Origin of the sequence: Alteromonas ulvae (assembly GCF_048987005.1) — a bacterium.
Lineage (GTDB): Bacteria > Pseudomonadota > Gammaproteobacteria > Enterobacterales > Alteromonadaceae > Alteromonas.
On the sequence record NZ_CP185261.1, the window covers coordinates 2,396,589 to 2,419,136 of the forward strand.

The 22,548-nt window shown below is 43.1% G+C and carries 22 protein-coding genes and 1 tRNA gene; 7 read left to right on the forward strand and 16 right to left on the reverse strand.

What is annotated here, in order from left to right; translation table 11 throughout:
- Positions 1 to 208: 208 nt before the first annotated feature.
- Both ACOJR9_RS10455 and pnp read right to left on the reverse strand, forming a co-directional pair.
- A complete protein-coding gene (locus ACOJR9_RS10455) occupies positions 209 to 502 on the reverse strand; it encodes a DUF1244 domain-containing protein (RefSeq protein WP_420932936.1) in 294 nt (97 codons plus the stop codon).
- 120 nt (positions 503 to 622) lie between these two features.
- Positions 623 to 2,734, reverse strand: coding sequence for a polyribonucleotide nucleotidyltransferase (pnp, locus tag ACOJR9_RS10460; RefSeq protein ID WP_420932937.1), 2,112 nt, complete (start codon positions 2,732 to 2,734; stop codon positions 623 to 625).
- A gap of 298 nt (positions 2,735 to 3,032) precedes the next feature.
- Here pnp and ACOJR9_RS10465 point away from each other — a divergent pair, with 298 nt between their 5' ends.
- A complete protein-coding gene (locus ACOJR9_RS10465) occupies positions 3,033 to 3,584 on the forward strand; it encodes an HNH endonuclease (protein ID WP_420932938.1) in 552 nt (183 codons plus the stop codon).
- Here ACOJR9_RS10465 and ACOJR9_RS10470 read toward each other — a convergent pair.
- From ACOJR9_RS10470 to proB, 3 genes are all read right to left on the reverse strand, one after another.
- On the reverse strand, positions 3,581 to 4,525 hold the full coding sequence (locus ACOJR9_RS10470) for a mechanosensitive ion channel family protein (RefSeq protein WP_420932939.1): 945 nt from the start codon (positions 4,523 to 4,525) through the stop codon (positions 3,581 to 3,583). The two genes, ACOJR9_RS10465 and ACOJR9_RS10470, sit on opposite strands and share 4 nt — an antisense overlap.
- A gap of 140 nt (positions 4,526 to 4,665) precedes the next feature.
- On the reverse strand, positions 4,666 to 5,913 hold the full coding sequence (locus ACOJR9_RS10475; RefSeq protein WP_420932940.1) for a glutamate-5-semialdehyde dehydrogenase: 1,248 nt from the start codon (positions 5,911 to 5,913) through the stop codon (positions 4,666 to 4,668).
- Positions 5,910 to 7,019 (reverse strand): glutamate 5-kinase, encoded by a 1,110-nt coding sequence (proB, locus tag ACOJR9_RS10480; protein ID WP_420932941.1) that lies wholly within the window; start codon positions 7,017 to 7,019, stop codon positions 5,910 to 5,912. Before proB ends, ACOJR9_RS10475 begins: the two co-directional genes overlap by 4 nt.
- A 1,651-nt stretch (positions 7,020 to 8,670) precedes the next feature.
- Between proB and ACOJR9_RS10485 the strand changes: the two genes are divergently transcribed.
- The 3 genes from ACOJR9_RS10485 to ACOJR9_RS10495 all read left to right on the forward strand — a co-directional run bounded on the left by ACOJR9_RS10485 (position 8,671) and on the right by ACOJR9_RS10495 (position 10,182).
- On the forward strand, positions 8,671 to 8,844 hold the full coding sequence (locus tag ACOJR9_RS10485) for a hypothetical protein (RefSeq protein ID WP_420932942.1): 174 nt from the start codon (positions 8,671 to 8,673) through the stop codon (positions 8,842 to 8,844).
- Positions 8,845 to 8,967: 123 nt separating this feature from the next.
- A complete protein-coding gene (locus tag ACOJR9_RS10490; protein ID WP_420932943.1) occupies positions 8,968 to 9,252 on the forward strand; it encodes a hypothetical protein in 285 nt (94 codons plus the stop codon).
- 99 nt (positions 9,253 to 9,351) lie between these two features.
- Positions 9,352 to 10,182, forward strand: coding sequence for an HAD family hydrolase (locus ACOJR9_RS10495; protein ID WP_420932944.1), 831 nt, complete (start codon positions 9,352 to 9,354; stop codon positions 10,180 to 10,182).
- A gap of 214 nt (positions 10,183 to 10,396) precedes the next feature.
- On the opposite strand, the gene ACOJR9_RS10500 is transcribed toward ACOJR9_RS10495, so the two are convergent.
- Both ACOJR9_RS10500 and ACOJR9_RS10505 read right to left on the reverse strand, forming a co-directional pair.
- On the reverse strand, positions 10,397 to 11,101 hold the full coding sequence (locus ACOJR9_RS10500; RefSeq protein ID WP_420932945.1) for an SDR family NAD(P)-dependent oxidoreductase: 705 nt from the start codon (positions 11,099 to 11,101) through the stop codon (positions 10,397 to 10,399).
- A gap of 51 nt (positions 11,102 to 11,152) precedes the next feature.
- The gene (locus tag ACOJR9_RS10505; RefSeq protein ID WP_420932946.1) at positions 11,153 to 11,683 is read right to left on the reverse strand and encodes a DUF2878 domain-containing protein; all 531 of its coding nucleotides are present in this window, start codon (positions 11,681 to 11,683) and stop codon (positions 11,153 to 11,155) included.
- A gap of 193 nt (positions 11,684 to 11,876) precedes the next feature.
- Here ACOJR9_RS10505 and ACOJR9_RS10510 point away from each other — a divergent pair, with 193 nt between their 5' ends.
- From ACOJR9_RS10510 to ACOJR9_RS10520, 3 genes are all read left to right on the forward strand, one after another.
- Positions 11,877 to 13,505 (forward strand): diacylglycerol kinase family protein, encoded by a 1,629-nt coding sequence (locus ACOJR9_RS10510; protein WP_420932947.1) that lies wholly within the window; start codon positions 11,877 to 11,879, stop codon positions 13,503 to 13,505.
- An 8-nt stretch (positions 13,506 to 13,513) separates the two neighbouring features.
- Positions 13,514 to 14,866, forward strand: a complete 1,353-nt coding sequence (gdhA, locus tag ACOJR9_RS10515) for an NADP-specific glutamate dehydrogenase (RefSeq protein ID WP_420932948.1) — start codon at positions 13,514 to 13,516, stop codon at positions 14,864 to 14,866.
- Between the two features lie 201 nt (positions 14,867 to 15,067).
- Complete coding sequence (locus tag ACOJR9_RS10520; RefSeq protein WP_420932949.1) at positions 15,068 to 15,508, forward strand: hemerythrin domain-containing protein; 441 nt, start codon at positions 15,068 to 15,070, stop codon at positions 15,506 to 15,508.
- Between the two features lie 112 nt (positions 15,509 to 15,620).
- Here the strand turns inward: ACOJR9_RS10520 and ACOJR9_RS10525 are convergent, their stop codons facing one another.
- The 9 genes from ACOJR9_RS10525 to ftsH form a co-directional block, all read right to left on the reverse strand.
- Positions 15,621 to 15,779 carry a YqaE/Pmp3 family membrane protein gene (locus ACOJR9_RS10525; RefSeq protein ID WP_014949371.1) on the reverse strand — a complete coding sequence of 53 codons (159 nt, stop codon included), beginning with the start codon at positions 15,777 to 15,779 and terminating at the stop codon, positions 15,621 to 15,623.
- 415 nt (positions 15,780 to 16,194) lie between these two features.
- Complete coding sequence (locus ACOJR9_RS10530; protein WP_420932950.1) at positions 16,195 to 16,389, reverse strand: hypothetical protein; 195 nt, start codon at positions 16,387 to 16,389, stop codon at positions 16,195 to 16,197.
- Positions 16,390 to 16,413: 24 nt separating this feature from the next.
- Positions 16,414 to 16,614: a hypothetical protein gene (locus tag ACOJR9_RS10535; protein WP_420932951.1), complete on the reverse strand. Its 201-nt coding sequence runs from the start codon at positions 16,612 to 16,614 to the stop codon at positions 16,414 to 16,416.
- 301 nt (positions 16,615 to 16,915) lie between these two features.
- Positions 16,916 to 17,001: transfer RNA gene (locus tag ACOJR9_RS10540), tRNA-Leu, on the reverse strand.
- A gap of 8 nt (positions 17,002 to 17,009) precedes the next feature.
- Positions 17,010 to 17,426 (reverse strand): preprotein translocase subunit SecG, encoded by a 417-nt coding sequence (gene secG, locus ACOJR9_RS10545; protein ID WP_420932952.1) that lies wholly within the window; start codon positions 17,424 to 17,426, stop codon positions 17,010 to 17,012.
- Between the two features lie 10 nt (positions 17,427 to 17,436).
- A complete protein-coding gene (gene tpiA, locus ACOJR9_RS10550) occupies positions 17,437 to 18,135 on the reverse strand; it encodes a triose-phosphate isomerase (protein WP_420936105.1) in 699 nt (232 codons plus the stop codon).
- Between the two features lie 140 nt (positions 18,136 to 18,275).
- A complete protein-coding gene (gene glmM, locus ACOJR9_RS10555; RefSeq protein ID WP_420932953.1) occupies positions 18,276 to 19,619 on the reverse strand; it encodes a phosphoglucosamine mutase in 1,344 nt (447 codons plus the stop codon).
- A 12-nt stretch (positions 19,620 to 19,631) separates the two neighbouring features.
- Positions 19,632 to 20,453 (reverse strand): dihydropteroate synthase, encoded by an 822-nt coding sequence (gene folP, locus ACOJR9_RS10560; protein ID WP_420932954.1) that lies wholly within the window; start codon positions 20,451 to 20,453, stop codon positions 19,632 to 19,634.
- 111 nt (positions 20,454 to 20,564) lie between these two features.
- The gene (gene ftsH, locus ACOJR9_RS10565) at positions 20,565 to 22,511 is read right to left on the reverse strand and encodes an ATP-dependent zinc metalloprotease FtsH (RefSeq protein ID WP_420932955.1); all 1,947 of its coding nucleotides are present in this window, start codon (positions 22,509 to 22,511) and stop codon (positions 20,565 to 20,567) included.
- Between the last annotated feature and the right edge of the window lie 37 nt (positions 22,512 to 22,548).

Below are 22,548 nucleotides of genomic sequence, written 5' to 3' on the forward strand. Positions count from 1 at the left end.
CTTCTCCAGCTATGTCGAAATTGCGCAGTGACATACGATTTTCAAGCTTATTGGAAGAATTTTCCCCACATCGACAGCAAAAATCTGTACAGCAAAGTTAGTAATACAAGAATTACGTGATTTGTAGGTTTTAGTTTAATTTATGAGACAACAGACTCGTTGCACTGCCGCCTCAATGGTATGGAGATACTTAATGGAAAAGAAACGTTTATTTATTTTGCCTATTTGCTAACTTTTCTAATTGTTCATCAGAAGCCGGCAGCTGGTGATTTTTTTTCCACTGAGAATAAGGCATCTTGTAAACCACTTCACGTGCCGCGTCATAATCTATTTCAACGCCCTTATCGTTTGCAGCAGCTGTGTACCACTTTGCTAAACAATTACGGCAGAAGTCAGCCAGAATCATTAGGTCGATATTTTGCACATCTTTGTTGGCATCAAGGTGCTCTACTAAGCGACGAAAAACTGCGGCCTCTATTTCAGTTTGCGTTTGTTTATCCATTTTTAATCCTTAGCGGTAAAACTCATTTTCAAAAAACAAAAAAGGGAGCCAAGCTCCCTTTTTATAACATTTTTTTCAACGTCGTTGTTTAACTGCGATATTTACCGCATTTAAACATACTTACTCTGCGTCGTCAGACTTTGGAGCAGGTCTTTCTAGAAGTTCTTTAATGCTTAAACGTACACGGTTTTGGCGATCAATTTCCATAACCTTAACGTCAACCATTTCGCCTTCTTTAAGGTAATCAGTTACTTTGTTCACTCGCTCATGAGCGATTTGTGAAATGTGAACAAGGCCTTCTTTACCTGGAAGTACCTCAACGAAAGCGCCGAAGTCAACGATGCGGGTAATTTTACCGTTATAGGTTTTACCCACTTCAATTTCTGCTGTCACTTGCTCAATCTTAGCAATAGCGATTTCTGCTTTCGCACGCTCTGTTGCAAAGATCTTGATAGTACCGTCATCTTCAATTTCGATATTGGTATCAGATTCTTCAGTAATTTGACGAATCATTGCGCCGCCTTTACCAATTACATCACGAATCTTGTCTTGGTCAACTTTCATGGTGTAAATGCGCGGAGCAAATTCACTCAGCTCTTCACGGTGACCGCCAATGGCTTCATCCATCACTTTTAAGATATGCAAACGGGCTTCTTTCGCTTGCTTAAGCGCAATCTGCATGATTTCTTTAGTAATACCTTCAATCTTTATGTCCATTTGAAGTGCAGTAATACCGTCAGTAGTACCCGCAACTTTAAAGTCCATGTCGCCAAGATGATCTTCATCACCAAGGATGTCTGAAAGTACAACAAAGTTTTCGTCGCTCTTCACTAGACCCATTGCAATACCTGCAACTGATGCCTTAATAGGAACACCAGCATCCATAAGCGCAAGTGACGTACCGCACACTGATGCCATAGATGATGAACCGTTAGACTCAGTGATTTCAGATACGACACGTACTACGTACGGGAATTCTTCTTCACTTGGCATAACCGCTTGGATACCACGTTTCGCTAGACGGCCGTGGCCAATCTCACGACGCTTTGGAGACCCAACAAACCCCGTCTCGCCTACACAGTATGGAGGGAAGTTGTAGTGAAGCATGAAACGACTGTCGCGCTTGCCTTGAAGCTCGTCAATCATCTGTGCGTCACGTTCTGTACCTAGTGTTGCAGCTACGATTGCCTGTGTTTCACCACGTGTAAACAACGAAGAACCGTGAGTACGTGGAAGAATGCCCGTGGCTACGTCGATAGCACGGATCATCTTAGGGTCACGACCGTCTATCCGAGGTGCACCTGAAAGAATACGTGAACGTACTACGTCAGATTCAAGGTCGTGAAGAAGCTCAAGCACTTCTTTTTGATCTTGTTCTGCGTCTTCAGCAACAATCGCCGCTAGCGCTTTGTCTGTTGCAGCAACCACAGCGTTTTTACGCTCTAGCTTATCAGAAATTTGGTAAGCCGCCGTCATTTCTGCTTCAGCAAGTGCTTTCACTTTATCTTTAAGCGACGTGTTTTCTTCTTCCGGCTTCCAATCCCACTTTTCAGTGCCGACTTCTGCAGCGAATTCGTTAACCGCTGTTACAACAGCTTGCATTTGCTCGTGACCGAACATAACGGCACCAAGCATAGTGTCTTCTGAAAGCACCGCAGCTTCAGATTCAACCATTAGTACGGCTGCTTCTGTACCAGCAACAACTAAATCAAGCTCACTTGATTCTTGCTCTTCTGCGCGGGTGTTAAGAATGTATTCACCGTTGCTGTAACCTACTCGTGCGGCTCCAATTGGGCCGTTGAAAGGCATACCAGAAATCGCTAGCGCTGCTGATGTACCAATAAGAGAGATGATATCAGTTGGAATATCTGGGTTAGCAGACATTACCGTAATGATGATTTGAACTTCGTTTTTGAAGCCTTCAGGGAAAAGTGGACGAATTGGACGGTCAATAAGACGTGCAATTAACGTTTCACCTTCAGATGGACGGCCTTCTCGTTTGAAGAATCCACCAGGGATTTTACCTGCAGCATACGCTTTCTCTTGGTAGTTAACTGTCAAAGGGAAGAAGTCTTGGCCCGCATTTGCTTCTTTCTTGCCAACTACCGATACCAATACAGACGTATCGTCCATACTCGCAAGCACGGCTGCTGTTGCCTGACGAGCGATTACGCCCGTTTCTAGAGTTACAGTATGCTGACCATACTGAAATGATTTAGTAATAGGAGTCACTATTTGTCCTTTAATTTCAATCTTTATTTATCGCTTTTAATTGCGGCCCATAGTATAGCGATGAACGCATAATTTTGCCATCGTCAAATGCACGCTAACTCTGAAATTATGATGTATTTATGCACCCTATTCCCCGCACCGGGTTTATGACTGTATTAAAATTGATGACATGACTATATTTTCATCACAATGCAATGAAAAGCGGTTAGAAAATTGAGTAAGATAGTGGTCAGAAAACAGACAAAAATAAGAACCTCATAAAATATCTGTATATAACAACTGTGCGTTAGGGGAATTTATGCTCGTGCTTAGACTGAATAAGGCTGGAATGCCACAAGAGTGGATAGACATAGAACAGGCCGCCAAACTATATTGTCAAAATAAGGTGTTATTTGAACTTGGCACTGATGCCATCACGCTGAAGGGCGGCTGGAATAACGCTGGGATTCAAAGCGAACTTGCGTTGTCGAGTATTATCGCTTGCGATGGAAAGATTACTGATATGAGTGGAAAAATTGCGTTAACCAATAAGTACCTTTTTCGAAGAGATAATTGTATGTGCCTTTATTGCGGTGGACAGTTTGCGCCAAAACAACTTACGCGCGACCATATCGTTCCACGCTCCCGAGGCGGAAAAAATAGCTGGACCAACGTTGCCTCTGCCTGTCAGCGGTGCAATCACGCAAAGGGCGCAAAAACACCGGAAGAAGCAAGCATGCCATTACTTGCTGTTCCTTTCAGGCCAAATGTATATGAGCGCTTTTACCTGATGAACAGAAAAATTCTTGCTGACCAAATGGCGTTTTTGGAAGCTCACTTTACTCGTTATCGGCAATGGAAGTGCAGCTAGAAACCACCGCCTGCAGAAGACTGTGTTGCAGCACCAAGGTGTTGCGGCACACCAATACCGGTTTGTTCTGGCGTATTACCTAGTAGAGTGTCCTCTTTCATTGCTCTAAACCACAGACTTAGCCAGTCTGAACACATCTTGTGTTCTAATTCATGGGCCTCAACGGTAGGGCAAAACAGACTGACTTTAACCACAACTTTTGCAAGTTCATTAGTTTTAATTTCGACTTCAGGATCTATACGAATAAATTCCTGTTCGAGGTGACGCTCGATTAACCCTTTGTACCTCTCTGCAACATCACGAAAATATTCACAGTGAGCTTGCGCTCTCGCATGAAATGCAGGAAGTAAACTGTAGGCGTTAACGGTTGGTTCATTGACTATTTCAAAAGAATGTAGCCTGTAACGACGCATAAAGTTGAGGTTTCGCACAGTTTGGGTTACTAGTTGGCTATTTGGCACGTAAACGTGCTTACCCGTAAAGTTGAACGTTTCTGGGTCAACTTCTAGCAATGCAGTTTTTGCCCAGTCCATTTCAACAACTTCACCAATGACATTATTCATTTGAATCCAGTCTCCCACCCGAAAAGGTTTAGCGCCAAGGTAGTAGATAAACCCCATAAAGCACTGAATAAACTCTCTGGTAGCCAATACAATGGCAACCATGAATGCTGCTATGGATATGGCAAGTGTTTGTATTTCTGATGACCATACCACCATCAGCAGTATTATGATCAGTGCATTGCCTAACTGTTCGAGGATGTTAATTTGGTTTCGTCGGTCTTCTCCATGACGTTTACTGATATGCTTGATTAGGCGTAACAGCCCTTTTTTCACATAATGGAGCAACACAAGCAATATAATAGAGGCCACTAATTTGAATTCGTTCGCATAAGCAATAACTTGCTGCCATAGCTGTTCTGGCTCTATTAATATCTCCACTTATGTACTCCGAGACTTATTTAAAAATTACGTAAAAAAAAGCGCTGACGAATGTCAGCGCTAGGCATTATGAAGCACGCAACTAGCAGGCACAATGCCGACCAGTCAGGATGTCGTAAAAACAACATAAAACGTTGGTTTTAAGCTCGAATTTGCCCCTCGCCGTTCACTAAATACTTTTCTGACGTCAGCGATTCAAGACCCATTGGTCCGTATGCATGTAGTTTAGTTGTCGCAATACCAATCTCAGCGCCTAATCCCAGCTGACTACCGTCAGAGAAACGCGATGACGCGTTTACCATTACCACACTAGCATCAACGGCTCGCTGGAACAGTTTCGCTTTTATTTTGTCTCTCGTGCAAATAACTTCAGTATGATTACTACCAAATTGCGCAATGTGGTCGATAGCACCATCAAAATCATCTACCACCCGGATAGCGATTTCGAGACCTAAATACTCTTCACCGTAACCGGTTTCGTCAATGACGTCAGCCCCCTCAAAATACGAGGCGCCTTTGCTGTCGACATGCACTTTGACGTTGTGCTCTTTGAAAGCCTCGGCCACGCGGGGCAAAAAGTCCCCTGCAACCGCTTGGTGCACAACCAATCCTTCCAGTGCATTACATACACCCGTTCGCTGTGTTTTACCGTTAAGTAAAATTTCAAGTGCATTGTCTAGATCAGCATCACTGTCCACGTAAAGGTGGCATACGCCTTTGAAGTGCTGGATAACTGGCACTTTTGAATTTTCAGTGACATAGTTAATAAGGCCTTCGCCGCCGCGTGGAATGATTACGTCAATGTAATCTCTTTGCTCCATTAACTCTTGCATCAGCGCACGGTCTGGATTCGGTACAACCGTCACAAGCGCTTTTGGCAAGTTGTGTTTTTCTAGCGTCTCCTGCATCAGTTCGGCAATGACTAGGCTTGTATCTAAGGCTTCTTTACCGCCACGCAAAATAACTGCATTACCCGATTTGAAACACAATGCCCCGGCATCTGCCGTCACGTTTGGACGTGCTTCATAAATCATGCATACGACGCCAAGAGGGATTCGCATTTTCTTAATCTCAATCCCGTTAGGGCGGGTTCCGAAAGCACGCTCTTTACCCACTGGATCCTCAAGTTCAACAATAACTTCAATTCCCTCAGCCATTGATTCGATGCGCTCGTCGTCGAGGATAAGGCGGTCTATCATAGCGGCGTCGAGCTTGTTTTCTTTTGCTCTCGCAACCTCTTTTTTATTAACAGCAATAATTTTCTCTTTATTTGCTCTTATTGCTGCAGCCATATCAGTTAACACCGCGTTTTTCTGACTTTCATCTAGTATTGCCAGTGTACGTGCAGCTTTTTTTGCTTGTTGTGCTAACTCTTTAATAATACTCATTCTTTCTCCAGATTTGCTACGTGCTGATCAGAAATAATTGGCCCCGTCTTTTCTTCAAATTCGTGAGCAAATTCATCACTATCCTGATTAGCAATAAAATTCAATAAACAGCTACTGTAATTAGATTTGGCTTTAACCAATTTTGTTCCATCTTCCTTGCGAACCAGTATAGTATCGCCGACGGCAAACTCCCCTTTTACACCGATAATCTCACTGCTGGTAAGTTGGTTGCTGTCAGTGATCAACGTGCCATCAAAGTTACCTTCAATAATAACCTCACCCTGCGCGTTTGACGTGTGACGCATCCAATGTTCATTTTCCTTCATTGGCTTCTTAAAAGGCCTAAAGTGCGTACCAGGATTTTCACCGGCTAATAGCATGTTAAACGACAACTCTGTAAAACCGTTGATTATAAAAGTGTCGATGCCGTGCGACACTGCCTTCTCTGCAGCCTCAATCTTCGTCCGCATGCCACCTGTACCTACTCCGCCTTTCACGGCGCCGCCGGCCATGGCATAAATACTTTCATCAATCGTATCTACTGACTTTAGCAATTTCGCATCGTCATGTTCATGTGGATTCTTATCGTACAACCCGTCGATATCAGAACATATGATGAGAGCGTCAGCGTCTGCTGCTGCGGCTACCATTGCAGAAAGATTGTCGTTATCGCCCACTTTAAGTTTATCAGTCGTTACCGTATCGTTTTCGTTTACGATTGGTAGAATGTTGTTATCAAGAAGACTAAAAATGGTTTCTCTGATGCTGACGTATCGCTCTCTGTCTCGCAGGTCAGCATGCGTTAGCAGCATTTGGGCAGACGGGAAGTCGAATAATCTATCCCAAGTAGCGATCATCTCTGTTTGGCCTGCTGCAGCCATGGCTTTCTTAACTGATATGTTAGTCTTTTCCTGATCGGCAAACATGTGCGAACCTGCAGCCACTGACCCAGATGAAACTAAAACTACTTGGGTACCGTTGGATCTACAGCGCACGATGAATTGCGCAATGCTAAGTAAGTAATGGCTACTGCACCCCTGTTGATTGGGTGCAATCAGTGCACTTCCCACTTTAATCACAACGCGATTCCAATTTGGATGACTCATAATAAATATCTAACCTTTAGATTGTTGATTCGCAAATTCTTGGTCGTCTTCCTAAAAGCAGGTCTTTCACAGATGGTTGCTACCAAATGTCAACTTGCTTAACAAAATCCAACCTAGGAGCAATACACAATTGCCTGCTCCACATTATTTATAACTTAACTATGCCAATTTTAGACCATTTTTTCGAAAGTCACTTTTACCGCAGCAAACCCGATTGACGTTGTTTACCTGCCATGATTCGATGAAAGATAATGATCTTAACTTAGTAAAAACGTCGCAAAACAGGCAATACGGCGCTTTCAGCTTCGCAACGCTGGTTCTCAATCACGAAGTAGTAACGTTCGTGTGAGAGACATTACCTGAAGGTGCTAACAGTTCCAGGAAAGCTGCATTAACCGCTCTCTTTGCTGTGTTTATTAACTGACCTGACGACAACTGTGAACCGTTACTCTTCGTGGGAAAATATGCAAACATTCCACACAGTGGCGATGTTAGTGACACTGCAGCCTGCAATATGTAACTTTTGGATAACATGTTGTATGCAAAGTCCTCTTCAGCCTCGGGGCTCTAACAATTACTCAGTTATTTTTAACTTGATTATTCATTCACTTTTACATCACCACATTTCTCAGCACTGTAGTGACTCGCACTGACAATAATCGTTAGAGCTCTAACAATATATAGATTTTAAAAAATATTTCAAGAACAAATTATACACAAATTACATTCAACACTAGTAGCGTGCTTTTTTAGGCTAAGCGTATATCATTAGCAGATAAGTTAAGGTTACGATATTTAACCCTTTATATTCATAAACTTAATTGAAACCCATTTAACATGAAAAAATATTAGCAGTAAGGATATTAGACAAAATTTAATCAGTTACACAGATAACGAAACATTTGGGTCACAAATTAAACAAAACATCCGCTCACTACAAATAGCATTTAAAAGACGCTACTTTCAGACTTTTACAGGACATGGAATAGATTTTTGACTGTTGGCGGTGATGTAAATTAAATTGAAAAAAATCGACTGACTGCTCACTTTTTACGTGTTTTTTACCTTCGAGTGAAACAATAAAACTTGGTCGTGTACTGGCTTTTTTAAACTGCTATTTTTCATTTCAGCCAATTCCTTTGTCATTTTTCACCGTGTTATTTTTTATCGTGTTATTTTTTATCGTGTTTTTTTATCGTGTTATTTTTGCAAATAGTGTGAAAAACCGACACACCTTCAAGCCAATGATTAGTCTGAAATCCGCTTCTCTGCGAAGCAGACTGGTAGTCTTGCGCACTATTTTTATAATATAAATATAATGTAACCCTTATTTTTAGTGCCATAAATTCAACGAGATACATCTACGTGATTGATTCAGTTTCCGCAGCAAGAGTCGCTACGCATTACGTCATACAATAAAACTTATCAACGGAATAAATCTTGTATGCGTTAGTGTCTAACTCTATCTCTATGAATCAATAGGTAGATTAATATCAATCACATAGCGTTCACATTCGACAGGCGGTTAATCTTTCAACTAATGAGATAACTTCTGTGATTACTTAAGATAAGGATGAACTGTTAACTCTTATCAGTCAGAAATGGGTTCGACTAGATGCGGTTGATAGAACACATAATTATGAGGGTTCAAATGATGGACAACAGGCAAAATAAATCCACGGTGAATAAATCTATTTACACTCACTTTCGAGAAGCAATAATATCGAGTGACAAGCTCCAAGTTGCTGCCATTTTTGAAAGCTCAGACGCTGCAAGAGACGCACTGAAACGAGTAGAGACGCAGACAAGCGTTGCTGCGCATTAAAGTGAACTCATTGAACCGTCTGATCCGCATTTAAGTGCTAAGTTGGAGCAACAGTCCTCATCCATAGCTACTTCACTATGGACTTCGCATTTAGTGCTCTCTGCGTTGGGCTTTAGCGTAGGTATGGCTGTCGCATTTCTTTTAACACAATATGGACCCGCTCTCACCCAACAAAATCCTTTGTTTACCTATATTGCGTTAATTAGTCCTGGGCTCTTTATTGGAATGTTTATCGCAGGCCTTATTGCACTGCGACCGGATCGTAACGAACTGGTTCGAAATGTCAGTGAGGCCGCCCGCAACGGAAAATCGACATTAATTATTAATTTACGCAAATCACAGTGCGCTAACACTATTTCAGGCCTTCTGCAGCAAAAAAGCGATAACGTCGTGCAATCAATTAAATAAATTACATAGACACAGCGTTCTATTAAACTATTCAGTAAAGATCCCGTATTATGGGGTCTTTACACTTTGGCCACCAGAAACATTGACCGGACAGTATCTATGGATTTAATTTTTTTCGATTTAGACGGAACGTTGCTGAACAAGTCATCCGAAATATCGGATTACACCAGAGAAACTCTTGCGCTTCTCAGTGAACGCGATATTGCATATACAGTGGCAACAGGACGGACAATGCACTCAGCGCAACATGTGATTGGACAACAACCTTTTGTGCTTCCACATATATATAACAATGGTGTCGCAATTTGGGACCCTACAGGCAATGCCCTTACGCTAGAAAACCTGCTGAACAATGACGAAGCCACCACCATCATTGAGTGTGCCACACGAAACGGGATCACTCCGTTTATCAATACGGTAAATGTAAACACGCAGCGTCACGACCATGTAATTTTTCATCACACACCGCAGCACGATATTGAAAAAAATCTTATCAATAAATATTTTTGTAAAACAAATGCGACATTACTTCCGATAGATCATATGCCTGCACAGGCGCACATTACCAATATTAGTATGATAGGAGATGGGAATGTTATTCGTCGTATGTGGAACGAGCTTAATGTAAACGAAGGTTTAATTGCCTATTCTGGCCCTGCGATAGAAGGCGATGAATACAGGTGGATGGATGTTCATCACAAACTCGCCAGCAAGGGAAGCGCTGTTGAAATACTAAAACAGCAGTTGGGAGCGACAAACATTATTTGTTTTGGTGACAGTGATAACGACATGAGCATGTTTGCGGTAGCGGACGAAGCCTATGCGCCAAGTAATGCTAAAGCGCCTATAAAAGAGGCTGCATCATCTATTATCGGCCATCACCACGACGATGGTGTTGCCCACTTTTTAAGAGAGCGATTCTCACTGTAAATAACTATTCGGTTCCGCTAATAACCGTAGCGAGACGCCCTACTTCAGCGGCGCTTCGATTAATTAATAGTGCTATCTAATTGATATTGTAATCATTAAGGCAAACGCTTAGCGTTAAGGCAACCAGTTAATGAAGCAACAAATTCATAGGAGCACCGCACGAAAGGCTGCACGCGGCAGTTGCAGCCTTGTCACTTGAGTGAAGCTTTAATATTTACCAAGCAATTTCTTTTCGGTCTTTAAAGAACTTTCCGTTAGGCACATCGTCTTCCATCATTGCTAGCCAAATTGCAGTATCGGCACCTTCCTCAGGGGTTTTAGGTGCATCTGAACCACCCATCCTCGTGTGCACCCAACCGGGAGTCATGCTATTCACCGCAACATCGATCTCTGTGTCTTTTTTTGCATTGTCTACTACGGCAGCCATCTTCACGGTTAGTGCGTTAACGGCTGCTTTTGATATTGCATACGATAAGGGGCCGGCTAGAGATTCATGAAAACTGCCATAGCTAGAACTGACGTTGATAATCCGGCCAAATCCTCGCTCTATCATTTTCGGTAGGGTCTGCTGTATTAATGTGAGCGGTGCAAATACATTGACTTGCATAGACGATGCGAATGACTCGGAGGTCACGTCAGTCCACTGGGTATCGTCTAACACCCCAGCATTGTTAATTAAGATATCAATAGGTCCATATACCGCTTCTGCTCTCGTAAATGCATCTACTATTGCAGACTCATTGTCCAAAGGCATTTCGATAACGTGGAGGTCTCCACCAACGATATCTTTTTTCGCTTCTAGTCCGGCATCTTCGTCTCGACAGCCCATTAATACTTTGTAGCCTTCAGCAACCATGCCTTTGACAATCTCAAAGCCAATGCCCCTATTGCCTCCGGTAATCAAAACATTTTTTGTCATAATCAATACGCTCCTTGAGTTGATGGATGTATAGCCGCGCTTCACCAACGACTATTTCTTGGTGTCTGACGATACAAACACGGTTGATAGATAAAAACAAAATGGAAAAGCAACGCTCCAGACTATCCCAATAATTACAAACGTTACAGGAATAGAGAAGCCCAGTTCAACAGCGTCAAAATTAGCCCCTGCAATGTAACTGAGCGGCGCAAAAATAGCGCCACCTAATGCCGCTAGAAGCGGCCTTCCCTCAAACACAGTAAGGCTGTGGTACACCGTGCCAGCAAAGCCAGCCCACAACAAACTGAGCCAAATAGGAATTGGTAGCAAAGGAATATTGGCTTGTGTCTCAGTGAAAATAAAAACACCTGACAGGGTGAGTGCTGTATCGATGAGGGTGCCGATGATAAACATGGATGCCATCAGTTTTATGTCGTTTTGACGCTCCTTTGAAAACCAAAGCCACAAAACAAGTAGACCGACGACTGCGAGGACCGCTTGGTTCTGAAATAAAATAACTAGCCACCAAATAGTTTGAAACCATACAAAATTGGCAACTTTAACAACAACATCGTTTTTCATTGAGCTCACTCGTTAATCACGTAACGTCACATACAACTACATAACCTCACTTACGATGCCAACACAGACAAAGTTCATTCTCTATCTGCAAGGCAAGTGTTAATCCGGACCCTAAATTACGTGGAAAAGTAAACGAAATTTAATATTGTGCTGTATAGATAACTAATCGCAATAGCAAAGGATATGTTTAGTCGTGAAGATGGTTAAATATTACATCGCCGGTGCACTGATAGCATTTGCACTTTTACTTTTTACGAAATCTGTCGTCTTACAAATGTTACTGGGATGGACTTCGTTTTCTTTAGCGGCGGTGAGCAGTGCCTACATTTTTAACTATCCCTCTCTTTTTAGAAAACGCGATGATGGTTCCATCCCGTTTTATATACGTTGGGTTTTCGTTCCTTTCCTATTTGGTTCGTGGCTCTATAACGAATACGCACGAAGAACTGATACGGTGCCGCCTCTGCAGAAGGTGAAAGACAATCTTTTTTTAGCGTGTCGAATGTCTGGTCAGCATGTTGACCTATTAAATGAAAATGATATTGCCGCTATACTTGATGTCACCGCCGAATTTGATGGTCTTGATTACACCGCGCTGCGCGAAGATTATCAATACCTCAACATTCCGGTACTCGATCATACAAGTCCAACCTCAGAGCAACTTATTCATGCTATCAACTGGATTGATCAGCAGATAGCAGCTGGGCGAAATGTGGTTGTGCATTGTGCCTTAGGCAGAGGACGTTCTGTTCTCGTGGTTGCCGCTTATTTGTTAGCAAAAGATTCATCGTTAACCGTTGACCAGGCCATGCAGAGTATTAATCAAATACGTGAAACTGCAAGGCTTAACAAGAAACAGCTATATGCCTTGGAAAAGGTAAAAGAAGGTGGGCTTCTTTCTCTACAGCAAAATCTATTTCTTATCGCTAACCCCGTTGCGGGCGGTGGCAAATGGTCGCAGAACAAAAGCCAGATATTGGCGCGGCTAAACGAAAAATTCAATGTAACGGTAGCTGAAACTACCCCTGATGAGGATGGAAAAGTGCTTGCCCAGAAGGCAAAAGTCGAAGGTGCCGATATTGTTGTGGCCTGCGGTGGAGATGGTACCTTGGCAGAGGTTGCCTCAGTACTCGTTAATACACCGCTTACTATGGGCTTTATTCCGCTAGGCACAGCGAACGCACTTAGCCAAGTGCTTCACGGGTACATAAGCAAGGTAATGCCAATCGATATCGCCTGCAACATTATTATCGAGGGTAAAACACTGTCTATCGATACGGCGAGCTGCAATGACAACATCATGCTACTCGTTGCTGCCGTTGGTTTTGAAGAACAAATGATTTCATCCGCTGATCGAGATAGAAAAAATGAGGGCGGTCAATTTGCCTATCTCAAGGGCCTGTGGAGTGCTATCAGTAACAATCAAAACATGAATTTTCGAATTCAAATCGATGGTGGTGAAGAGGAAACCTTGATGACGCCCAGTTTTGTAGCGGCTAATGCTGCCCCTATGTCAACGGCGCTAGCTCAAGGCGATGAGCCACCAGATATTACTGATGGAAAGCTTGACCTGACGTGGCTGATACCCCAAACCACACCTGATAAGCAGCTGTTGTCATTGGCAGAATTAATATTGAGCCCCAGCGAAAACAAGCGTCACTCAGAGAACATTTGTCACGCGCAAGCTAAAACAGTCATACTGACTTTCGATAGCACAGTGTCATATGCAGTAGATGGTGAAATCTATCAGGCAGACACCTTATCGATAACCACCTCACCCAGAAGCCTTACTGTGCTTACCAATATAGAAAAAAAGGAATAAATACTCACATGTCAGACGTCAGTAACTTTGATGAAATTTACGGTTTTTTAAATACAAAGTTTGAAAACGAAAAAGAATATCTTCAGGCTGTTCATGAAGTACTAGAAGACATCATTCCAATTTACAATGCCAACAGCGCTTACAAACAGGCAGACGTCGTTCGCCGCCTGTGTTTACCAGAACGTGTTATCTATTTCACGGTTTCTTGGGTAAGCTCAGAAGGAAACGTAGAAGTCAATCAAGGCTGGCGCGTGCAGCATAATGGCGCAATGGGCCCATACAAGGGAGGATTAAGGTTTCATCCAACCGTGAATCTTTCAGTGCTGAAGTTTTTGGCTTTCGAGCAATGCTTTAAAAACGCATTAACGGGCCTGCCAATGGGCGGTGGCAAAGGAGGCTCAGACTTTAACCCTAAAGGCAGAAGCGACCGCGATATTATGCTTTTTTGTCAGGCGTTTATGCGTGAACTTCAACGTCATATTGGTGCTAATACTGATATTCCTGCGGGCGACATCAACGTTGGAGCAAGGGAAATTGGCTACATGTATGGTGAGTATCGCCGTTTAAACAACAAGTTTGAAGGCGTTCTCACAGGAAAAGGCCTTGAGTTTGGTGGCAGCTACGTCAGAACCGAGGCAACGGGTTATGGCCTCATTTATTTTACAGAGTCGGTTTGCAAGGCAAATGACACAGAGCTCAACGGCAAGCACGTTGTTGTCTCTGGTGCCGGGAATGTAGCGCTCCATGCTGCGCAAAAAGCCATACAAAAAGGCGCTTCTGTGGTAACACTATCGAATAGTCGCGGCTTGTTATGTTGTGAAGAAGGCTTTAGCGAAGCTGACATCACGTGGGCTATCAAGCAGCACACGACATCAGACAATATCTTAGTCACGCTTGAAAAAAGAGGCGCTGGAGTGTGGTTTGAAAAGAAAACGCCGTGGCATATAAAGTGCGATATCGCTCTACCCTGCGCAACACAAAATGAGCTTCACGAAGCCGACGCACAAGAGCTATTGAAAAATGGATGCACTATGGTGTTAGAAGGCGCAAATATGCCCTGCAGCATAGAAGCACAAGAGGCGTTCATCAGCAAAAAGATTACTTATGTACCAGGTAAAGCATCCAACGCAGGTGGCGTTGCTCTTTCTGGTTTAGAAATGTCGCAAAATGCGATGTTTAGCCAACGTAGTGCCCACATTCTCGATGAAGAGCTACAGTCCATTATGCAAAGTATTCACAAGCGCTGCCTTGAGGAAGCCAAATTGCTAGCTAATCGAGACGGGTACATTAACTACATGAAAGGCGCAAACATCGCCGCGTTTAGAAGATTAGCGGATGCCATTGTTGCACAAGGCGTGTAAACCAACAGCGTAAAATGCCTTTTGAAAGATTAGGCGTACAAAGTGTAAAAACTGCTCATCTTTGCACGCCTACATGAAACGCCCGACTTGATATAAATAAAAAGTACTAATATTCAGATGGATACAAAACCCAGCATTATGGAATGGTTATCGCATTACACTATATAAGTAATTGAATATTTAATTAATGAGGAACCAACTGTGAAAATCTTTGAAGCATTACGTCAAGACCACGAGAAGCAACGCCTACTGCTTAAAATTCTTGCAGAGACGAGCGGTAACACCCCTGCCCGTCAAGAATATTTCGAAGAACTTAAACAACAGCTTGAGAGTCATGCTATTGCTGAGGAACGTCATTTTTATACTCATCTTCTTGAAAAAGACGCGACGATAGATTTAACACGGCATGGAATTGCAGAGCATCACGAAATTGATGAGCTTATCGCAAAGTTAGACGATACCGATATGAGTTCATCTGCATGGCTGCATCACTTGAAAGTGCTTCAGGAAAAAGTTGAGCACCATTTAGCTGATGAAGAACAAGAGTTCTTTCATGTAGCTGGAAGAGTGCTTAATGAACACCAAAAGACCGAACTAGCGGCGGGTTATAAGAAAGAAATGAACCTAGCGTTACCGTCTTAGCTAGCAAATACCGCCCCCCTAAACACGCTTTATTCAAAATACAGTAAAAAAGCCAGTAATAGAAAATAGTTTCTGTTACTGGCTTTATAAGTGTTCATCCCTTATGGCACTGCTATTTTTTAGCTATAATATAAACCGCATGAATTACACCTGGAAAATATCCAAGAATAGTGAGCAATATGTTTATCCAGAAGTGAGCGCCTATGCCAACTTGCAAAAACACGCCTAAAGGAGGGAGTAAAATTGATAGTAGTATGCGTATGATGTCCATAAAAACCCTTTTTTCTTAATTTTGTTCTTTACCAAATATTTTGCTAAATAAAGAGCACTACAACTAATTAGCGCTCAAATTGTTTTTACTCATTAGTATAAAAAGCACTAAAAAGTAACAACGCAGTGAATTAAAGCACATTACGTTCCAACATTAAAAAAATATAACAATTCAATAAGCGCCCGTATTCGGCACGTAAAAATAATTTTTACCTCAACCTATTTTTCAAAGGGCGAACAGACGAGCTATACGTCTACATCATCGCGCTTCAAAGTGCTGCTTCCTGAAAAGCTCTCCTGGTGTCTATGCAGCTTCGGGAAACAATAATACCGCCATCGCCACTTTTACAGGAATGGTGATGAGGTTACTCTCAACGGGCTGTTCAAGAATATGTTTTAACGTTTCCAGCTGATTATTATTTTAGCGGCTCATCGGTAATGTAAATTACCTCGGCGCCGGCTAAGCGGGCCGAGGCTCCCGGCCATCGTAACAATCGCCTTGCCAACGTGCTTAACGTAGTGTCTCCATTAGAGTAGCCATACAGGTCGTTAATGGTTCGAAGACCAATAACGGTAATGGCAATAACTTGAACCCATTTAGGCTCTCGCATTTGCTTAACAAAATAACGCTCCAGTTAACTGCAATTAAACAGACCTGTCAAGGTATCGTGCTGTGCCCCGTACTTTATGTTAGCCTTTCGCGGAGATATATCTTGTTGCATATCCTCAACTGCTTTCTCAAGCACTATTACTTCTTGAAACTTATTTGTATTCTCAACATTATTTTTATAGCGCCCAGACGCAATATTATTTACAGCGCCTATCACAGAATTCATTGGTATTGTTATCCCTCGTATCCACACAAGGGTAAATAAGGTGATTGTGAGCGGGCCAAAAATATAAAGGGAAAATAAAGTCAGCTGAATTGAACGAAAATTGACAACCGGCAATGCAATATCCACAAAAAAGGGACTTTCAATGGGGATAGATGACAAACTTTATGAGGCATTGAGTTCTAAGTGCTCAGCCGAGTCTAAAAAAGTAATATCGTACCATCGGATTTGAGGTGTTATTGATTTGGCAAATGTAAACGCACCAATAAAAAAAGGGTCAGCATTTCTGCTGACCCTTTACAATTGGTGCGGAAAGCGGGACTTGAACCCGCACGAGCTATGCTCACCACCCCCTCAAGATGGCGTGTCTACCAATTCCACCACTTCCGCAATAAACTCTAATCTGGTGTGTCGCTGCTATCAACCGCAGAGACGTCGTTTTGTACTTCATCAGACGGTGGGATATCAGATTGTACTGGCGTATCATCTACCATCGGTACGTCTACATCGCCGGGTACTTCCACCGGAGCCTCAACCGCTGCAGGTACTTCTAAATTATTCCACTCGACTTCTGCGCTTTCACGGTTTGCAGTCAATGCACCAAGTGACAAACTTATGAAGAAAAACAAGCCTGCCAGAATTGATGTTGTGCGTGTCATGAAGTTACCAGAACCGCTAGAACCAAACACCGTGTTCGAACCGCCCGAGCCAAAAGAAGCGCCCATGTCCGCCCCTTTACCTTGTTGGATCAACACGAACCCAATCAATAAGAGTGCAACAACTAGGTATGCTACTAAAAGCACTTCATAAATCATAAATACCTCGTCAGTTTGCCGCTTGGCAAATTGAAATAAAATCTTCAGCTTTTAAACTAGCCCCACCAATTAAACCGCCATCTACGTCTTTTTGTGAAAACAACGTTTGCGCATTATCAGGTTTCACGCTTCCACCGTATAAAATAGGAAGTTTGAGGGCCAAATCTGCGTCTACCTTATTAAAGTAACCGCGTATAAACTCGTGAACTTCTTGCGCCTGTTCAGGCGTAGCAGTTTTTCCTGTTCCTATGGCCCAAATTGGCTCATAAGCTATAACAGACTTTGACAACTCTTCAATTGAAAGCGTGGAAGCTAGTGCATCTAACTGCTCGCCAACAAATTGTTCTACATCACCCGCTTCGCGGATTTCTAAGGACTCACCAACACAAATGATTGGTATGACATCCGCCTCGACGCATTTCTTCGCTTTAAGTGCTACAAGTTCGTTAGACTCTTGATGCTCTTCCCTTCTTTCAGAATGACCAACAATGGCATAACGACAACCGGCATCTTTAATCATCTCCAATGACAACTCGCCAGTGTGAGCCCCATTATCAAGGTGGCTTACATTCTGAGCGCCTATAGAGAATGAATCGCCTGCAAAATGATGAAACAACGTTGACGGTGAACAAATCACTACGTTTGTCTCACATTGCACTGCATTGAGCTTCTCATTGAAGTCGGCAACTAGTGCAGCGTTTCCATTCATCTTCCAGTTTCCAGCAACCAAAGGCTGTCTTATTTTATTACTCACTATGTCGACCTTAGCCCTGTCTTTTAGCGGGCGTGATATTAACTATTTACAACGTAAGATACAAGTATAAAAAGCGAAATTTCCTGACACACCAACTAATTGGCGAGATAACGAACAGTTTGTGCAATATGCTCTGCCCATTTTTCAGATTTTTGTTCTTCGTTAGATTCAACCATAACTCTTATCAGAGGTTCAGTACCACTTTTTCGTAGCAACACTCTCCCAGTTTTACCCAAGGCAGCCTCGGCTTCCAATTTTGCATTTTGTACATCGTGATGAGCTAGGTAGTCTGTATCTTGTTTTGTGTATCGAACGTTTACTAATGTTTGAGGATACATTTCAAAACCGCTGGCTAAATCATGTAAGTCCAAATGAGAGCGTAGCATGGCAGCAAGCACCTGCAGACCAGCCACAATGCCATCACCTGTCGAGCACATAGAAAGATTAAGAATGTGGCCTGAGCTCTCTCCGCCAATAGACCAGCCTTTTTGCTGAAGAAGCTCCATAACGTAACGATCACCCACTTTACTTCTTACAAATGGAACACCCAACTTACTCAAGGCATTTTCCAATCCTAAGTTGCTCATAAGTGTTCCAACCACACCACCCTGCATCTGACCATTTTTAAGCGCATCGCGGGCGATGATATACACAATCTGGTCGCCATCAAGTACATTACCCAAGTGATCAACCATCATGAGCCTGTCGCCATCTCCGTCTAGTGCGAATCCAAGGTCTGCGCCCGTCTCTTTCACCTTGGCAACAATACCGTCCATCGACGTTGCACCAACTCCATCATTAATATTTAAACCATTTGGTGCGGTACCAATTTCAATAACATTAGCACCAAGCTCTCTCAGTACATTGGGCGCAATGTGATAAGTAGCACCGTGGGCGCAATCGACTACTATTTTCAAACCGGTAAGAGATAATTCAGAAGGGAACGTGCCTTTGCAAAACTCAATATAACGACCTGCAGCGTCATCAATACGGGTTGCTTTACCAAGTTTATCAGACGCAACGCACGTCATTGGTCGCTCAAGCATTTCTTCTATTGCCAATTCAATATCATCGTCAAGCTTAAAACCTTGAGCAGAAAAGAACTTGATGCCGTTGTCGTAATAAGGATTGTGCGACGCACTTATAACAATGCCGGCTTCAGAGCGAAATGTTTTAGTAAGATAGGCAATTGCTGGGGTGGGCATTGGACCTAATAGGCCTATATTGATACCCGCTGCCGAAAGCCCAGCTTCTAGCGAAGACTCAAGCATGTACCCAGAAATACGTGTATCTTTACCAATAAGCACTTTATTCGTACCTCGACCGGCAAGAACTTTACCCGCAGCCCACCCTAATTTAATACAAAACTCAGGATTAATACTACTTTCGCCGACCTTACCGCGGATTCCATCGGTACCAAAATATTTACGCTGACCCATTATTATTCCTTATTACATTTTATTCAGCATTTTCACGATATTCACAGCGTCCGCCGTTTCTTGTACATCGTGTACACGTATAATGTGTGCGCCCATTTGAGCAACAATTGTAGCGAGCGCTATGCTTCCAGCCAAGCGTTCGTCCACATTTCTGTCTAATAACTTTCCAATCATAGATTTTCGAGACATGCCCACTAAAACAGGAAGCCCCAGTGCCATCATATCAGGAAGATATTTAACCAAAGCATAATTGTGTTCAAGTGATTTCCCAAAGCCATAACCAGGGTCTAACAATATAGATGCCTTGTCTATTCCTACGCTTTTGCAAGCGTCAATACGCTCAAGTAAAAATTGGCTAACCTCTTCTACAACATCATTATATTTAGGATTAGATTGCATGGTCCGTGGCTGACCAAGCATATGCATTAGACACACCGGAACTTTAGCTTTTGCTGCCGCAGCTAGCGCGCCTGGTTCGCGAAGCGCCCTAACATCGTTTATTAAACCGGCACCAGCGTTGACGGCTTCAGTCATCACCTGCGCTTTACTTGTATCAATTGAAATCACACAGTCGCTATTTGCCGAAATAGCTTCAATCACCGGAATAGTTCTATCCAACTCTTCTTGCAACGACACTTCTTTTGCGCCTGGGCGGGTAGACTCTCCACCAACATCAATAAACGCAGCGCCGTGATCAATCATTTTGAGTGCGTGGTGAACAGCGTGTTGAGTGGAAACATATTGTCCACCATCAGAAAAAGAATCAGGAGTAACATTTAAAATACCCATAATTCGAGGTTCAGAAAGACTAATAAAGTGATTGGCAAACTGCATAGAAGAACTCATAAATGTGTGTAAATTACTGTTTCTATAATAAAAAACGCCAGATTAACTGGCGTTTTTTTAGCTACTAGGCGTAATGTAAATGCCTAATCGGAAAAGGTGTTAGCTGGGAATATCACCTGGCTTGCCGACTGGTGGTTTATTTACACCGTCGTTTTTTATCTCACCTTCTTTCACTGGAGAGCCACCACTTGGCTTATCACCACCTGATGGCTTGCTGCCGTCCCAATCTGCAGGAGGACGAACATCAGTACGGTTCATTAAATCGTCGATTTGCTTAGCATCGATAGTTTCATACTTCATTAGCGCGTCTTTCATAGTATGAAGAACATCTTTGTTATCTTCTAAAATTTGCTGCGCTCTGTCGTAATTGCGATCGATAAGTGACTTAATTTCGGCATCTATAGCGCGAGCGGTATCATCAGACATGCTAGACGCTTTCGACATTGACTTGCCAAGGAATACTTCACCTTCATCTTCTGCATAAAGCATGGGTCCCATCTTAGTCGATAGTCCCCATTGCGTTACCATCTTGCGAGCAATTTCAGTAGCACGTTCAATATCGTTTGATGCTCCGGTAGTGACTTTGTCGTCACCGTAGATTATCTGCTCAGCAATTCGACCACCAAATAAGCTAGAAATCATACTTTCTAGATGCTGTTTAGAGTGGCTCACACGATCTTTCTCAGGCAAATACATGGTTACACCGAGCGCTCTGCCGCGAGGGATGATCGATACTTTGTAAACGGGGTCGTGCTCGGGCACCAAACGACCTACAATTGCATGACCCGCTTCGTGATAAGCCGTCATTTCTTTTTCAGACTCAGACATCACCATTGACTTGCGCTCTGAGCCCATCATGATTTTGTCTTTTGCTTTTTCAAACTCTTCCATAGCAACAACGCGCTTGTTACCTCTGGCAGCAAACAGTGCAGCTTCGTTCACTAAGTTTGCTAAGTCAGCACCAGAAAAACCTGGTGTCCCGCGAGCAATTAATGATGCCTCTACGTTATCAGCAATAGGGACTTTGCGCATGTGCACTTTAAGAATTTGTTCACGACCACGAATATCAGGAAGACCAACGATAACCTGACGGTCGAAACGGCCTGGACGAAGCAATGCAGGGTCTAACACATCTGGACGGTTAGTTGCTGCGATTACTATGATGCCTTCGTGCCCTTCAAAGCCATCCATTTCAACTAGCATCTGGTTGAGGGTTTGCTCACGCTCATCGTGACCGCCGCCTAAACCTGCGCCTCGTTTGCGACCTACCGCATCAATCTCGTCAATAAAGATGATGCATGGCGCGGCTTTTTTAGCTTGCTCGAACATATCGCGAACTCTAGATGCACCTACACCCACAAACATTTCAACGAAATCTGAGCCAGAGATACTGAAAAAAGGTACTTTTGCTTCTCCGGCAATGGCTTTCGCTAAAAGCGTTTTACCCGTTCCCGGAGGCCCAACCATTAATACGCCTTTTGGGATCTTACCGCCCAGCTTTTGGAATTTTGACGGGTCGCGCAAAAAATCAACCAATTCTGATACGTCTTCTTTTGCCTCGTCACAACCAGCGACATCGGCGAACGTAGTCTTTATTTGGTCTTCCCCTAACAAGCGCGCTTTGCTCTTGCCAAAAGACATGGCGCCTTTGCCACCGCCACCCTGCATCTGGCGCATGAAGAATATCCATACTCCGATTAACAGTAACATGGGGAACCACGATATAAATATCGACGCGAGGAACGATTGCTCCTCTGGTGGCTCACCATACACTCTCACATCATTCTTTACCAAGTCTGAAACCAGCTTGTCATCGAAGTAAGGTACGAAAGTTTGAAACGATTCACCAGAACGCTTAGTGCCGCGAATTTCACCATCATTATTAATGCGAACTTCACGGATATTGCCCTGCTCCGCTTCTCTTAGGAATGTTGTGTAGTCAGTTTGTGAACGAGCAGATTCACTCGGTGAAAAGCTCTGGAAAACCGACATCAATACAACGGCGATAACCAACCATAAGATTAAATTTTTTGCCATGTCGCTCAATGCTACTAACCTCTATAAATCGGAACCGGTGCGGTTT

Coding starts and splice junctions, on each gene's coding strand:
- ACOJR9_RS10455 (WP_420932936.1), bottom strand. CDS start 502: ATGGATAAACAAACGCAAACTGAAATAGAGGCCGCAGTTTTTCGTCGC.
- ACOJR9_RS10465 (WP_420932938.1), top strand. CDS start 3,033: ATGCTCGTGCTTAGACTGAATAAGGCTGGAATGCCACAAGAGTGGATA.
- ACOJR9_RS10475 (WP_420932940.1), bottom strand. CDS start 5,913: ATGAGTATTATTAAAGAGTTAGCACAACAAGCAAAAAAAGCTGCACGT.
- proB (WP_420932941.1), bottom strand. CDS start 7,019: ATGAGTCATCCAAATTGGAATCGCGTTGTGATTAAAGTGGGAAGTGCA.
- ACOJR9_RS10485 (WP_420932942.1), top strand. CDS start 8,671: ATGATGGACAACAGGCAAAATAAATCCACGGTGAATAAATCTATTTAC.
- ACOJR9_RS10490 (WP_420932943.1), top strand. CDS start 8,968: ATGGCTGTCGCATTTCTTTTAACACAATATGGACCCGCTCTCACCCAA.
- ACOJR9_RS10495 (WP_420932944.1), top strand. CDS start 9,352: ATGGATTTAATTTTTTTCGATTTAGACGGAACGTTGCTGAACAAGTCA.
- ACOJR9_RS10500 (WP_420932945.1), bottom strand. CDS start 11,101: ATGACAAAAAATGTTTTGATTACCGGAGGCAATAGGGGCATTGGCTTT.
- ACOJR9_RS10505 (WP_420932946.1), bottom strand. CDS start 11,683: ATGAAAAACGATGTTGTTGTTAAAGTTGCCAATTTTGTATGGTTTCAA.
- gdhA (WP_420932948.1), top strand. CDS start 13,514: ATGTCAGACGTCAGTAACTTTGATGAAATTTACGGTTTTTTAAATACA.
- ACOJR9_RS10525 (WP_014949371.1), bottom strand. CDS start 15,779: ATGGACATCATACGCATACTACTATCAATTTTACTCCCTCCTTTAGGC.
- ACOJR9_RS10530 (WP_420932950.1), bottom strand. CDS start 16,389: ATGCGAGAGCCTAAATGGGTTCAAGTTATTGCCATTACCGTTATTGGT.
- ACOJR9_RS10535 (WP_420932951.1), bottom strand. CDS start 16,614: ATGAATTCTGTGATAGGCGCTGTAAATAATATTGCGTCTGGGCGCTAT.
- secG (WP_420932952.1), bottom strand. CDS start 17,426: ATGATTTATGAAGTGCTTTTAGTAGCATACCTAGTTGTTGCACTCTTA.
- tpiA (WP_420936105.1), bottom strand. CDS start 18,135: ATGAATGGAAACGCTGCACTAGTTGCCGACTTCAATGAGAAGCTCAAT.
- glmM (WP_420932953.1), bottom strand. CDS start 19,619: ATGGGTCAGCGTAAATATTTTGGTACCGATGGAATCCGCGGTAAGGTC.
- folP (WP_420932954.1), bottom strand. CDS start 20,453: ATGCAGTTTGCCAATCACTTTATTAGTCTTTCTGAACCTCGAATTATG.